The 13,013-nt window shown below is 64.1% G+C and carries 13 protein-coding genes and 2 pseudogenes; 12 read left to right on the forward strand and 3 right to left on the reverse strand.

Annotated features, from left to right (window positions below):
• The first annotated feature begins 40 nt into the window (after window positions 1-40).
• From paaA to AC5O5R_RS13640, 10 genes and pseudogenes are all read left to right on the forward strand, one after another.
• Entirely contained in the window at window positions 41-1,030 is a 990-nt protein-coding gene (paaA, locus tag AC5O5R_RS13595) for a 1,2-phenylacetyl-CoA epoxidase subunit PaaA (protein ID WP_172220970.1), read from the forward strand.
• A gap of 25 nt (window positions 1,031-1,055) precedes the next feature.
• Entirely contained in the window at window positions 1,056-1,337 is a 282-nt protein-coding gene (gene paaB / locus AC5O5R_RS13600; protein ID WP_004374528.1) for a 1,2-phenylacetyl-CoA epoxidase subunit PaaB, read from the forward strand.
• An 8-nt stretch (window positions 1,338-1,345) separates the two neighbouring features.
• Window positions 1,346-2,104, forward strand: coding sequence for a 1,2-phenylacetyl-CoA epoxidase subunit PaaC (paaC, locus tag AC5O5R_RS13605; protein ID WP_172220973.1), 759 nt, complete (start codon window positions 1,346-1,348; stop codon window positions 2,102-2,104).
• Window positions 2,091-2,624: a 1,2-phenylacetyl-CoA epoxidase subunit PaaD gene (paaD, locus tag AC5O5R_RS13610; protein ID WP_172220976.1), complete on the forward strand. Its 534-nt coding sequence runs from the start codon at window positions 2,091-2,093 to the stop codon at window positions 2,622-2,624. Before paaC ends, paaD begins: the two co-directional genes overlap by 14 nt.
• 15 nt (window positions 2,625-2,639) lie before the next feature.
• The gene (gene paaE, locus AC5O5R_RS13615; RefSeq protein ID WP_172220979.1) at window positions 2,640-3,716 is read left to right on the forward strand and encodes a 1,2-phenylacetyl-CoA epoxidase subunit PaaE; all 1,077 of its coding nucleotides are present in this window, start codon (window positions 2,640-2,642) and stop codon (window positions 3,714-3,716) included.
• Between the two features lie 170 nt (window positions 3,717-3,886).
• Window positions 3,887-4,195 (forward strand): DUF485 domain-containing protein, encoded by a 309-nt coding sequence (locus tag AC5O5R_RS13620; protein WP_012272262.1) that lies wholly within the window; start codon window positions 3,887-3,889, stop codon window positions 4,193-4,195.
• Window positions 4,186-5,754, forward strand: a pseudogene (locus AC5O5R_RS13625) (cation acetate symporter); the annotation flags it as partial. The gene AC5O5R_RS13620 and the pseudogene AC5O5R_RS13625, both read left to right, overlap by 10 nt.
• A 39-nt stretch (window positions 5,755-5,793) precedes the next feature.
• Complete coding sequence (locus AC5O5R_RS13630; protein ID WP_172220985.1) at window positions 5,794-7,026, forward strand: OprD family porin; 1,233 nt, start codon at window positions 5,794-5,796, stop codon at window positions 7,024-7,026.
• 37 nt (window positions 7,027-7,063) lie between these two features.
• A complete protein-coding gene (paaZ, locus tag AC5O5R_RS13635) occupies window positions 7,064-9,118 on the forward strand; it encodes a phenylacetic acid degradation bifunctional protein PaaZ (protein WP_172220988.1) in 2,055 nt (684 codons plus the stop codon).
• A gap of 199 nt (window positions 9,119-9,317) precedes the next feature.
• The gene (locus tag AC5O5R_RS13640; RefSeq protein ID WP_172220991.1) at window positions 9,318-9,617 is read left to right on the forward strand and encodes a hypothetical protein; all 300 of its coding nucleotides are present in this window, start codon (window positions 9,318-9,320) and stop codon (window positions 9,615-9,617) included.
• A gap of 32 nt (window positions 9,618-9,649) precedes the next feature.
• Here the strand turns inward: AC5O5R_RS13640 and AC5O5R_RS13645 are convergent, their stop codons facing one another.
• Window positions 9,650-11,272 carry a hybrid sensor histidine kinase/response regulator gene (locus AC5O5R_RS13645; protein WP_172220994.1) on the reverse strand — a complete coding sequence of 541 codons (1,623 nt, stop codon included), beginning with the start codon at window positions 11,270-11,272 and terminating at the stop codon, window positions 9,650-9,652.
• 101 nt (window positions 11,273-11,373) lie between these two features.
• Here AC5O5R_RS13645 and AC5O5R_RS13650 point away from each other — a divergent pair, with 101 nt between their 5' ends.
• On the forward strand, window positions 11,374-11,988 hold the full coding sequence (locus tag AC5O5R_RS13650) for a LuxR C-terminal-related transcriptional regulator (protein WP_172220997.1): 615 nt from the start codon (window positions 11,374-11,376) through the stop codon (window positions 11,986-11,988).
• A gap of 151 nt (window positions 11,989-12,139) precedes the next feature.
• Complete coding sequence (locus tag AC5O5R_RS13655; protein WP_172220914.1) at window positions 12,140-12,310, forward strand: hypothetical protein; 171 nt, start codon at window positions 12,140-12,142, stop codon at window positions 12,308-12,310.
• Between the two features lie 25 nt (window positions 12,311-12,335).
• Here AC5O5R_RS13655 and AC5O5R_RS13660 read toward each other — a convergent pair whose 3' ends face one another.
• Complete coding sequence (locus tag AC5O5R_RS13660) at window positions 12,336-12,605, reverse strand: DUF6555 family protein (RefSeq protein ID WP_172221000.1); 270 nt, start codon at window positions 12,603-12,605, stop codon at window positions 12,336-12,338.
• A gap of 142 nt (window positions 12,606-12,747) precedes the next feature.
• Window positions 12,748-12,903, reverse strand: a pseudogene (locus AC5O5R_RS13665) (con-10 family general stress protein); the annotation flags it as partial.
• Window positions 12,904-13,013: the final 110 nt, after the last annotated feature.

Below are 13,013 nucleotides of genomic sequence, written 5' to 3' on the forward strand. Positions count from 1 at the left end.
CGCTTACAAATGACTCATGCCTTAGCAGGAGTCGGAACACATGTACGCACAGCTAGTGGAAACCGGAGTCAAGCGGGTCAAGTCGCTGGAAGAAATGTCCCCCGAGGAACGCAACTTTCAGGAAAAGATCGACGCCGAGATCAAGATCGAAGCCAAGAACTGGATGCCCGAGGCTTACCGCCAGACCCTGATCCGGCAGATCTCCCAGCACGCCCATTCGGAAATCGTCGGCATGCTGCCCGAGGGCAACTGGGTCACCCGTGCCCCCAGCCTCAAGCGCAAGCTGCAACTGATGGCCAAGATCCAGGACGAAGCCGGCCACGGCCTGTACCTGTACAGCGCCATGCAAACCCTGGGCGCCGACCGCGATGAAGAAATCGCCAAGCTGCACAGCGGCAAGGCCAAGTACTCGAGCATCTTCAACTACCCCACCCTCAGCTGGGCCGACATGGGCGCCGTGGGCTGGCTGGTGGATGGCGCCGCCATCGTCAACCAGGTGGTGCTGCAGCGCACCTCCTACGGCCCCTACTCCCGCGCCATGATCCGCATCTGCAAGGAAGAGAGCTTCCACCAGCGCCAGGGCTACGAAATGCTCCTGACCATGATGCGTCACGGCACCCAGGCCCAGCGCGACATGGTCCAGGACGCCATCAACCGCCTGTGGTGGCCGTCGCTGATGATGTTCGGGCCCAGCGACGAGCACTCGCCCAACAGCGCTCAGTCGATGGCCTGGAAAATCAAGCGCCAGACCAACGATGAGTTGCGCCAGCGCTTCATCGACCAGACCGTGCCGCAACTGGAACTGCTCGGCTGCACTGCCCCCGACACGGAACTGAAGTGGAACGCCGAGCGCGGCCACTACGATTTCGGTGCAATCCAGTGGGACGAGTTCTACGAAGTGCTCAAGGGCAATGGCCCGTGCAATCAGGAACGTGTCGCCACCCGGCGCCAGGCCATCGACGACGGCGCCTGGGTACGCGAGGCCGCGGTGGCCTACGCGCGCAAGCAACAGAACAAGAACGCCGCTTGAGCGGCGATTGATGCGGAGATCGAAAATGTCTGTCTGGACCCTTTACGAAGTGTTCGTGCGCAGCAAGCACGGCCTTAACCACAAGCATGTCGGCAGCGTGCATGCCGCCGATGCCGCCATGGCCATCGAAAACGCCCGCGAGCTTTACACCCGCCGCAGCGAAGGCGTCAGCCTGTGGGTAGTGCCTTCGGCACTTATCACCGCCTCTTCGCCTGACGAGAAAGACCCGCTGTTCGCCCCGTCGGACGACAAGGTCTACCGCCATGCCAGCTTCTACGAACTGCCCGACGAAGTCGGACACATGTGAGGTTGATCATGCATAACCAAGCCCTTGTCCCCTACCTGCTGTTGCTCGGTGACAGCGCCCTGGTGCAGGGTCAGCGCCTTTGCCAATGGTGCGGCCACGCCCCTGCCATCGAAGAAGAGCTGGCCCTGATGAATGTTGGCCTTGACCTGGTCGGCCAGGCACGCAACTGGCTGGAGTACGCCGCCGAACTGCTGGATGACGGCCGCGATGCCGATGCCTTGGCCTTCCGCCGAGACGAGCGGGCTTATCGCAACCTGTTGCTGGTCGAACAACCCAACGGCGATTTTGCCGTGACCATGACCAAGCAGTTTCTCTATGACGCCTGGCACCTCGCCGTGCTCCAGGGGTTGGTCGAATCGAGCGATCCGCGTATTGCCGGTATTGCCGCCAAGGCAGTGAAAGAAGTCACCTACCACCTGCGTCGGTCCAGCGAGTGGGTGCAGCGCCTGGGCGATGGCACCGAAGAAAGCCGCCAGCGCATGCTCGCTGCCATCCCGGCACTGTGGCGCTTTACCGTCGAGCTGTGTGCTGCCAGCGACAATGAGGTGCAGCTGGCGAACGCGGGTATCGGCGCCAACCCCGCCAGCGTCGCCAGTGCCTGGCTGAAGCAGGTAAGCGAGACGTTCGCGGCGGTCGAACTGCCACTGCCCAAGGCGGCCAGCTACTTCTACCTGGACGGCCGCAAGGGCCTGCACACCGAGCACCTCGGCCTGCTGCTGGCCGAAATGCAATTCCTGCCGAGGGCTTACCCCGATGCAACCTGGTGAGCTGATTGCCGGCGACCGCGGTGCGCGAGCGCAGCATGGCGATGACCTGGCCCGCGCCTGGGCAGTTCTGGGCCAGGTCATGGACCCGGAAGTGCCTGTGGTCAGCGTGGTCGACTTGGGGATCGTCCGCGACCTCGACTGGCGCGCCGGCCACCTGCACCTGGTGGTTACACCGACCTACTCCGGCTGCCCGGCCACCGAGGTGATCGAGGGGGATATCCGCCAGGCGCTGGAGCAGGCAGGGTTTTCCGCGCCTGACCTTGAGCGCCGGCTGACCCCGGCGTGGAGCACCGACTGGATCAGCGAACTGGGCCGCGAGCGCCTGCGCGCCTATGGCATCGCACCGCCGCAAGGCAGCGCCAGCAAGCGCAGCCTGTTGGGTGACGCTCCCCAGGTGTGCTGCCCGCAGTGCGGCAGTACCCATACCGAATTGCTCAGCCAGTTCGGCTCCACGGCCTGCAAGGCGCTGTACCGCTGCTGCGAGTGCCTGGAGCCGTTCGACTATTTCAAATGCATTTGAGCCGTGGAGAACGCCATGAGCCAGTTTCACAGCCTGACCATCAAGCAAGTGCGCAACGAGACGCGTGATGCGGTGTCGATTGCCTTCGACGTGCCTGAGCACCTGCAAGCGCAGTTCCGTTTCACCCAGGGCCAGTACCTGGTCATGCGGACCCGGCTGGACGATGAAGAGGTCCGCCGCTCCTACTCGATCTGCAGTGCCGTGCACGACGGCGAGTTGCGCGTGGCCGTCAAGCGCGTGCCGGGCGGGCGTTTCTCGGCGTTTGCCAATGAAGTGCTCAAGGCCGGCCAGCAGCTGGAGGTGATGCCGCCATCGGGCAGCTTCTTCGTGCCGCTGGACCCGGCTCGCCGGGGTAATTACCTGGGCGTGGCCGCCGGCAGCGGCATCACCCCGATCCTGTCGATCATCAGTACTACCCTGGCCAGCGAGCCACACAGCCGCTTCACCTTGCTGTACGGCAACCGTTCGAGCTCCGGGGCGCTGTTCCGCGACAGGCTGGAAGACCTGAAAAACCGCTACCTCGACCGCCTCAACCTGATTTTCGTGTTCAGCCGTGAGCAGCAGGATATCGACCTGTACAACGGCCGCATCGATGCCGACAAATGCGGCCAGCTGTTCTCGCGCTGGCTGGATGTTCCAGGCCTGGATGCAGCGTTCATCTGTGGCCCGCAGGCGATGACCGAGACCGTGCGTGACAGCCTGCAGGCCAATGGCCTGAGCAAGCAACGCATTCATTTCGAGCTGTTCGCCGCAGCCGGCAGCGAAGCCCGCCGCGAGGCCCGTGAGGCCGCCCGGCAGGTAGACGCGGCGGTCAGCCACATTACCGTGATCAGCGACGGCCGCGCCCTGAGCTTCGACCTGCCACGCAACAGCCAGAACGTGCTGGACGCCGGCAATGCCATCGGTGCCGAACTGCCCTATTCGTGCAAGGCCGGCGTGTGCTCGACCTGCAAGTGCCGGGTGATCGAAGGCGAAGTGGAGATGGACAGCAACCATGCCCTGGAGGACTACGAAGTGGCGGCCGGGTATGTGCTGTCGTGCCAGAGCTACCCGGTAAGCGACAAGGTGGTGCTCGACTTCGACCAGCTCTGAGACCGCGTCGCCTGCTTCGCGGGCGCGCCCGCTCCCACAGGTAGGGCGCTGCCCCTTGGCCTTGTGCAATCCCTGTGGGAGCGGGTTCACCCGCGAAGCGGCCATCACCACCAACCCAGTACCCGCGTGACCTCACCAAAAACAATTACAACACCCAGAGATCGCAACCCATGACACCCGAACGCATAGAAAGCATCGCCAACCACCCCGACTTCCAGCACCTGGTGCGGCGCAAGCGTCGCCTCAACGGCAGCCTGACCCTGGCGATGCTGGTGATCTACTACGGCTTCGTCCTGCTGGTGGCGTTCTCGCCCAGCACCCTTGGGCAGTCGCTTAGCGGCGGCGTGACCACCGTCGGCATGCTGGTGGGCGTACTGATGGTGCTGCTGTCCTTTGCCCTGACCGGTATCTACGTGCACCGCGCCAACAACGTGCTCGACCCGCTCAACGACAAGGTCAAGCAGGAGTGCGCGCAATGAACTGGACTGCCATCTCGATGTTCATGGTGTTCGTCTGCTTTACCCTGCTGGTCACCCGCTGGGCCGCCCTGCGTACCCGCTCGGCCAGCGACTTCTACACCGCCGGCGGCGGCCTGACCGGCATGCAGAACGGCCTGGCGATTGCGGGCGACATGATCAGCGCCGCCTCATTCCTGGGCATCTCGGCGATGATGTTCATGAACGGCTATGACGGCCTGCTCTATGCCCTGGGCGTGCTCGCCGGCTGGCCGATCATCCTGTTCCTGATCGCCGAACGCCTGCGCAACCTGGGCAAGTACACCTTCGCCGATGTGGTCAGCTATCGCCTGGCGCAGACCCCGGTGCGCCTGACCTCGGCCTTTGGCACCCTGGTGGTAGCCTTGATGTACCTGGTGGCGCAGATGGTCGGTGCCGGCAAGCTGATCGAGCTGCTGTTCGGCATCAGCTACCTGTATGCGGTGATGCTGGTCGGCGTGCTGATGGTCGCCTACGTCACCTTCGGCGGCATGCTGGCCACCACCTGGGTGCAGATCATCAAGGCAGTGATGCTGCTCTCGGGGACCACGTTCATGGCCTTCATGGTGCTCAGGCACTTCGGCTTCAGCACCGAGGCCATGTTCGCCAGCGCCGTCGCCGTGCACGCCAAGGGCCAGGCGATCATGGCCCCGGGCGGCTTGTTGTCGAACCCGATAGATGCCATTTCGCTGGGCCTGGGCATGATGTTCGGTACCGCCGGCCTGCCGCATATCCTGATGCGCTTCTTCACCGTCAGCGACGCCAAGGAAGCACGCAAGAGCGTGTTCTACGCCACCGGTTTCATCGGTTACTTCTACTTGCTGCTGATCGTGGTCGGCTTTGGCGCCATCGTCATGGTCGGCACCGAGCCGTCCTACCGTGACGCCAGCGGCGCGATCATCGGCGGCGGCAACATGGTCGCCGTGCACCTGGCCCAGGCCGTGGGTGGCAACCTGTTCCTTGGCTTCATCTCCGCCGTGGCCTTCGCCACCATCCTGGCCGTTGTCGCCGGCCTGGCGCTGTCCGGCGCATCGGCGGTTTCCCACGACCTGTATGCCTGCGTCATGCGCAAAGGCAAAGCCACCGAGCAAGAGGAAATGCGCGTGTCGCGCATCGCCACGCTGGTGATCGGCCTGCTGGCAGTGATCCTCGGTCTGATGTTCGAGTCGCAGAACATCGCCTTCCTCTCCGGGCTGGTACTGGCGGTGGCCGCTTCGGTCAACTTCCCGGTGCTGTTGCTCTCGATGTTCTGGAAAGGCCTGACCACCCGTGGTGCGGTATGCGGCAGCATGGCCGGCCTGGTTTCGGCAGTGGTGCTGGTGGTACTGGGCCCGGCGGTATGGGTCAACGTCCTGCACCACGAACAGGCGCTGTTCCCTTACAGCAACCCGGCACTGTTCTCCATGAGCCTGGCGTTCCTCGGTGCCTGGGTATTCTCGGTCACCGACAGCTCCGAACGTGCCGCTGAAGAGCGTGGCCGCTACCTGGCCCAGTTCATCCGCTCCATGACCGGTATTGGCGCCGCCGGCGCCAGCAAGCACTGACCTCAGGGAAGAACGACCATGTCGGGTAAAACAACAACAATGAACCGCACGCATGTCATGACAGCCGCCTGGCTGGCCACCCTCGCCCTGCCCTTGCCGGCGCTGGCGGACCTTATCGGCGACAGCCATGCACGCCTGGAGCTGCGCAACCACTACATCAACCGCGACTTCCGCCAGAGCAACGCCGCGCAGGCCAAGGCCGAGGAATGGGGCCAAGGCTTCACCGCCAGGCTGGAGTCGGGCTTCACCGATGGCCCGGTCGGTTTTGGCGTCGACGCCATGGGCCAGCTGGGCATCAAGCTGGACTCCAGCCGTGACCGGCGCAACACCGGCCTGCTGCCGTATGGCCCGAACAGCCAGGAACCGGTCGACGACTACAGTGAGCTGGGCCTGACCGGCAAGGTGCGCGTGTCCAAGAGCACCCTGCGCCTGGGTACCTTGCAGCCAATCCTGCCCGTGGTGGTGTACAACGACACCCGTCTGCTGGCGTCCACTTTCCAGGGCGGCGTGCTCACCAGCCAGGACCTCGAAGGGCTTACCTTCAACGCTGGCCGCCTGACCAAGGCCAACCTGCGCGATTCCTCGGGCCGCGACGACATCGGCTACGGCGCCGCCAGCAGCGACCACCTGGACTTTGGCGGCGGCAGCTATGCCATCACCCCGCTGACCAGTGTCAGCTACTACTACGCCAAGCTCGAGGACATCTACCGCCAGCAGTTTGTCGGCCTGATCGATACCCGCCCACTGGCCGAAGGTGTGAGCTTGCGCAGCGACCTGCGCTACTTCGACAGCCGCAATGACGGCGCCGAGCGCGCCGGCAATATCGACAACCGCAACTTCAACGCCATGTTCACCCTCGGCGTGCGGGCGCATAAATTCACCGCCGCCTGGCAGCAGATGTCGGGTGACAGCGCCTTCCCGTTCGTCAATGGCGGCGACCCGTTCACCGTCAACCTGGTCACCTACAACACCTTCACCCGCACCGGGCTGGACTCGTGGCAGCTGCGCTACGACTACGACTTCGTCGCCATGGGTATCCCGGGCCTGAGCTTCATGACCCGTTACACCGACGGCCGCCACGCCGAAACCGCGACCATCAGCAACGGCCGCGAGCGCGAACGCGATACCGACCTCACCTACGTGATCCAGAGCGGCCCGCTCAAGGACGTCAGCCTGCGCTGGCGCAACGTCACCTTCCGTTCCGGCAATGGCCTGACCAACGCCGTCGACGAAAACCGCCTGATCATCGGCTACACCCTGGCGCTGTGGTAACAGCGCCCCCCTACTTCTGAACAGCATGGAGAACAGCATGTCTGCCGCCCCTACTCTGCAAAGCTTCATCGCCGGCCGTTGGCTTGGCCAGCACGGCGCCCAGGCCCTGCGCAGCGCCCTCGACGGCCACGTGCTGGCCTACAGCCATGAAGAGCGCCCGGACTTCGCCGAAGCCGTGGCCTTCGCCCGTGCCCGCGGGCTTGCCACGCTGATGGCCATGGATTTCCAGCAACGCGCCCAGCGCCTGAAAGCGTTGGCCCTTTACCTGGCCGAGCACAAGGAGCAGCTCTACGCGTTGTCCCACCACAGCGGCGCCACCCGTGCCGACAGCTGGATCGACATCGAGGGCGGCAATGCCACACTGTTTGCCTATGCGGGCATCGGCAGCCGTGAACTGCCATCGGGCAACCTGGTGCACGAAGGCCCGGCGATCCCGTTGGGTAAGCAGGGCCATTTCGCTGGCAGCCATATCCTGGTGCCGCGCGCTGGCGTGGCAGTGCACATCAACGCGTTCAACTTCCCGATCTGGGGCATGCTGGAGAAGTTCGCCCCGACCTTCCTGGCCGGCATGCCGTGCATCGTCAAGCCGGCGACCTCCACCAGCTACCTGACCGAAGCCGTGGTGCGCCTGATGAACGCATCCGGGCTGCTGCCAGAAGGCAGCCTGCAACTGGTGATTGGTAGCACCGGCGACCTGCTCGAGCGCCTTCAAGGCCAGGATGTGGTGACCTTTACCGGCTCGGCCGATACGGCCGCCAAATTGCGCGTCACGCCGAACCTGATTCGCAATTCGGTGCCGTTCACGGCCGAGGCCGATTCGCTGAACTGCGCCATCCTCGGCCCGGACGTCACCCCGGACACTGAGGAGTTCGAGCTGTACATCAAGGAGGTGGTGCGGGAAATGACCACCAAGGCCGGGCAGAAATGCACCGCCATCCGCCGCGTCATCGTGCCGGCCAGGCATATCGATGCGGTTGCTACGCGCCTGCGCGAGCGCCTGAGCAAGGTGGTGGTCGGTGACCCGTCGCTGGAAGGCGTGCGTATGGGCGCCCTGGCCTCCCACGACCAGCAGCATGATGTGGCCGAGCGGGTGCGCAGCCTGCTGCAGAGTTGCGACCAGCTGTTCGGCGCCAGCGATGGCTTTGCCCCGCGTGGCGAAGGCGTGGCCGAGGGTGCGTTCTTTGCCCCGACCTTGCTGCACGCCCGCGACCCGCATGCCGAAGGCGGTGCCCACGATATCGAGGCGTTCGGCCCGGTCAGCACGCTGATGGCCTACCACGACCTCGATGAAGCCCTGGCGCTCGCCGCTCGCGGCAAGGGCAGCCTGGTAGCGACGCTGGTAACGGCCGACCGCAGCGTAGCCGCCAAGGCCATTCCGGTGGCAGCTGCCTGGCACGGCCGCCTGCTGGTTCTCGACAGCGAGGCCGCCAAGGAATCCACCGGTCATGGCTCGCCGCTGCCACAGCTCAAGCACGGTGGCCCCGGCCGCGCCGGTGGCGGTGAAGAGCTGGGTGGCCTGCGCGCGGTCAAGCACTACCTGCAACGCGCTGCCGTGCAGGGTTCGCCGAACATGCTCACGGCGGTAACCGGTGAATATGTGCGCGGTGGCGAAGTGATCGAAACCGAAGTGCATCCGTTCCGCCGGTATTTCGAGCAGCTGCGCATCGGTGAATCGCTGCTCACCCACCGCCGTACCGTGACCGAAGCCGACCTGGTCAACTTCGGCTGCCTGTCGGGGGACCACTTCTACATGCACTTCGACGAGATCGCGGCCAAGCAGTCGCAGTTCGGCAAGCGCATTGCCCACGGCTACTTCGTGCTGTCGGCGGCGGCCGGGCTGTTCGTTTCGCCAGGTGCCGGGCCGGTACTGGCCAACTATGGCCTGGATACCCTGCGCTTCATCAACCCGGTAGGTATTGGCGATACCATCCAGGCGCGGCTGACCTGCAAGCGCAAGATCGACCAGGGCAAGACCAGCCCGCTGGGCCAGCCGCAGGGCGTGGTGGCATGGGATGTGGAGGTGACCAACCAGCTGGGTGAGCTGGTGGCCAGCTACGACATCCTGACGCTGGTGCTGAAGCAGCCACAATGATGGGGTGAGGCTACCGGCCTCTTCGCTGGCGCGCCCGCTCCCACAGGGATATGCGATCCCCTGTGGGAGCGGGTTCACCCGCGAAGAGGCGGCACAGGCTACATAAAGGCCAAGGGCCACCTCGTACATCCGCCCTAATCGCCTCATCACCCCCTCGGCGTTATAGTCCAGTGAGAACAACGCCAAGGAAGTCCCCATCATGCACCCCATCAAGCTCGTCCTCAGTGCCGCCCTGCTGGTCGGCGTCGCCGGCTGCCAGACCATCAACCCCTCCGAAGATACCCTCAAGCAGCGCACCGAATTCGCCCTCAACACCAAGGTATCCAAAGTCGCCGATGTGCGCAGCGACAGCACCATCACCTACTACACCGCCACCACCGCCAAAGGCCAGTACGAGTGCCAGATGCCCAGCGGTGGCATCGTCGCCGTGGCCGGCATGGGCCTTTACCAGCCTACCCCTTCGTGCATGAAGGAAGGCCAGGCATTGATGCTCCAGTAACCCACGCAAAACCTTTGCGCCCTGTCGCCGGTCTAGCCGACCGGCGCCGCAGGCAGCTCGCGCAACGCGCGCAGGGCGGCACGCAGTTCGGCTGGACGCACCGGTTTGGAAAGCACGGCGATATCACGCTCATGCACCTCTGCCTGAATCTTCTCCGGGTCGTGCCCGGTCATTATCAACGCTGGCACCGCCCATCCACGCTGGGCCCTGAGGCGGTCGATGCAATCGATGCCGGTGGCGTCCTGGCCCAGGTCATAATCCGCGACAATCACCTCGCAATCGCTGCTCAGGCCGCTTGGCGAGCTGTGCGCTTCTACCTCGCAGCCCCATTTCTGCAGCAGTGCCGAGGTAGCCCGCAGCACGTTGCGGTCGTCCTCGACCAGGCACACCCGCAAGCCGCCGAGCAGGCCGGGCGCTGCCGGCGAGCGTTGCGCCGAAGGCTGGTCCGGTTGTGCCTGCAGGCGTGGCAAACCCTGCAGAGTTACCGCCGTGCCGCGCCCCGGCCGCGAGCGCAAGCGGACTTCCAGCCCCATCAGGTGCCCCAGTCGGCGGACGATCGACAAGCCCAGTCCGACGCCTTCGACATCCTTGTCACGGCCCTGCCGTACCCGGTAGAACTCCTCGAACACCAGCCCCTGATGCGCCTCGGCAATGCCTCGCCCCTGGTCGCAGACGACAATGGCCAGGTCCCGGCCGCAGCGTCGTACCGCGATCAACAACGGGCGCTGCGCGGCGTATTTGAAACTGTTGGATATGACGTTCTGGACCATGGTCGCCAGCATGCCGCGGTCGGCACGGGTCCAGTAGCTGCAGGGCCGCAAACGAATGTCCACGCCTGCCCAGCGCGCGGCCTCGCTGTTGTTGCGCAGCAGTTCAGCCAGGAAATCACCCAAGGCAAAGGTTTCGTAACGGGGCTGCACCCGCCCGTTGTCCAGCGTGTACAGGTCAAGAATCGAGCGAAACAGCTGCGATACGTTGAGCAGCGAACGGTCGATGCTGTCCACCAGCCGCCGCTCATCCTCGCCCAGCGGCGCCTCGCGCAGGCAGGCGGTGAACAGGCCGATGGAGTGGATAGGCTGGCGCAGGTCATGGCTGGCCTGAGCCAGAAAGCGGGACTTTTCCTGATTCGCCGCTATCGCCTGTTCCGAGGCCTTGCGCGTGCGCTCCAGCAGCAGGTGCGCATACACCGGAATGACCGTGCTGGTGGTCAGCAGCATCAGCACCATGAACGGGTTGGCCTGCCAGTAAGGCGTAAGCTGATAGACCACCAGCAAGGCCGCCAGCGCCAGCACGGTGGCAATTGCCAGGTAGCGCGAGCCGAAGCGCATGCCGTTGCCCAGGTTCACCCACACCATGACCGCATAAATCGGCAGCGCCGCTTCGCCGCCTATCACCAGGCCAAAACAGGTGCCAGTGTAGTCATGCAGCATGCCCAGCACCCGGCGCCAGGGGTAATGGCCGGGCCAGCGGGCGATGGCCTGGCGAAGGCCGACCGACACCAGCAGGAACGAGACGATGTAGTAGATCACCGGCAGGTATCGCGCATGCGACTCGCCTGGCATGAAACCCAGCAGACCCATGTATGCCAGGGCGCAGCAGGCGACGATGAGGCGCAGGTTGGCTTGATCGAGCTCGTTGTTCTTGTCCAGGTCCATGGGCATTGTCCTTGTGCACATTTCGCGAGGCGGCACAGTCCGTGTAAGGCTGCTAAATTAGCATGGCCCGGTTCGCTGGTGGCTACAGGGAGTTGCCAGACGTGAAATGCCGCATCATTGTCGCCGATGACCATCCGCTGTTCAGGGACGCCATGGCCCGCACCGTCCGGCGGGTGGTGCCCGGTGCCTGCGTGGAAGAAGCCGGGGACCTTGCCGAAGTCTTCGCGCTGAGTGCCACTGGCGAGATACCCGACACCCTGGTGCTGGACCTGCGCTTTCCCGGCCTTACCGATATCCAGTGCCTTTCCCAGGTACGCCGGCAACTGCCACGTACCACGCTTATCGTGGTTTCAGCGGTCGATGACCCTGCGCTGATCGAGCAGGTGATGGCCACAGGTGTCGACGGTTTCATTGGCAAGGACAGCATGCCGGAAGACATTGGCGCAGCCATCCTGGCGATCCGCGAGGGCGAAGTATTGGTCAGGTACACCCCCTCGGGCTTGTTCCCTGGCGTCAGCCCCGACGGCGCGGTGGAGCAGCTTACTCAGCGCCAACATGAGGTACTGCGGCTGATTGCCCAAGGCAGGACCAACAAGGAAATTGCCAAGGCCCTGAACATCTCGCCCTTCACCGTGCGCATCCATGTGTCCTGCCTGCTCAAGGCATTGAAGGTCACCTCGCGTACGGCCGCGGCGGTTAAATACAGCGGGAGCTGAACCGTTGGTCAGGCTCCAGCGCACCTGCAAGGACTTCTACCGACCCGCCGACCCTCTCAGTAACTGAGGGGTGGCCAAAAAATTCGCCTCTCACGCCTGCAGTGGCCCGCCGGCCAGGCGGGCTTTATTTACCCGAAAGGAGGCCCGGAACATGAATCACAAGCTATCGATGGGAGGCGGGAACGTGGAGGATGACTGGCCAGAGCTGGAGCCGGACCGGCGCAACGACCAGGTCCCCGACCCTGACGCCGACCCTGATTTGACGGATGACGAGCAGAATCGGCCCGGCGTACCGGCGAGCGACCCGGAGTCGGGTGCCTGACTCGCCGATTGCCTGCACAGCAGAATCAGGCAGTGGTGGCGGGGTCTTCCAGCGACTGGCCGGGCTTGCTGCCCGATACCCGCCAACTCACTTCAGTCACCCCATAGCGCTCGGCCATGGGCCTGCTCACCTTGCGAATCTTTTCGCGCCCGAATTTCGGGATGATGCCAATCCCCGCGTCGCAGCTTGCCCAATGCCAGGCCTCGGCATTGTCCAGATGTTCCAGGCGGATGATGAAACTGCGCGGCTTGCCATGCAGTTGGTAGTCGATGATGTACAACTGGGGATTAGGCATCGCTGGGCCCTCCTCTTTTCCATGGATGACTTTCAGATTGAGTCGGGTGGGGCCGGAAAGATTCAAAATTTGTGAAATCCTGGGCGTGAATGGTTACCCGGCAGCTCACCACCGGGCAACCGCTGCAGTCACGCCGGGGGTTTTAGGGATTACGGCTACCGCCGTGGCTGTTCTGGCCACCTTTGCGGCCCGCTTCCGAGGCGCGTTGGCGGTCATTGGCGAAGTTGCCGCCGGATACCTGGCCGCCTTTCTGCCCCGCGCGGGAGGCCTTTTCACGGTCATTGGCAAAATTGCCCGGGTTGGTTTCCTTGGTGCCGCCACGTTGGCTGGTTTGATCCGGATCACGAGCCATGTCGTCTCTCCTTGAGGGATACGAGGTAACACGGTGTTATGCCGTGCTCTTGTTCC

It is taken from the genome of Pseudomonas sp. 8_5_2, from assembly GCF_059295255.1.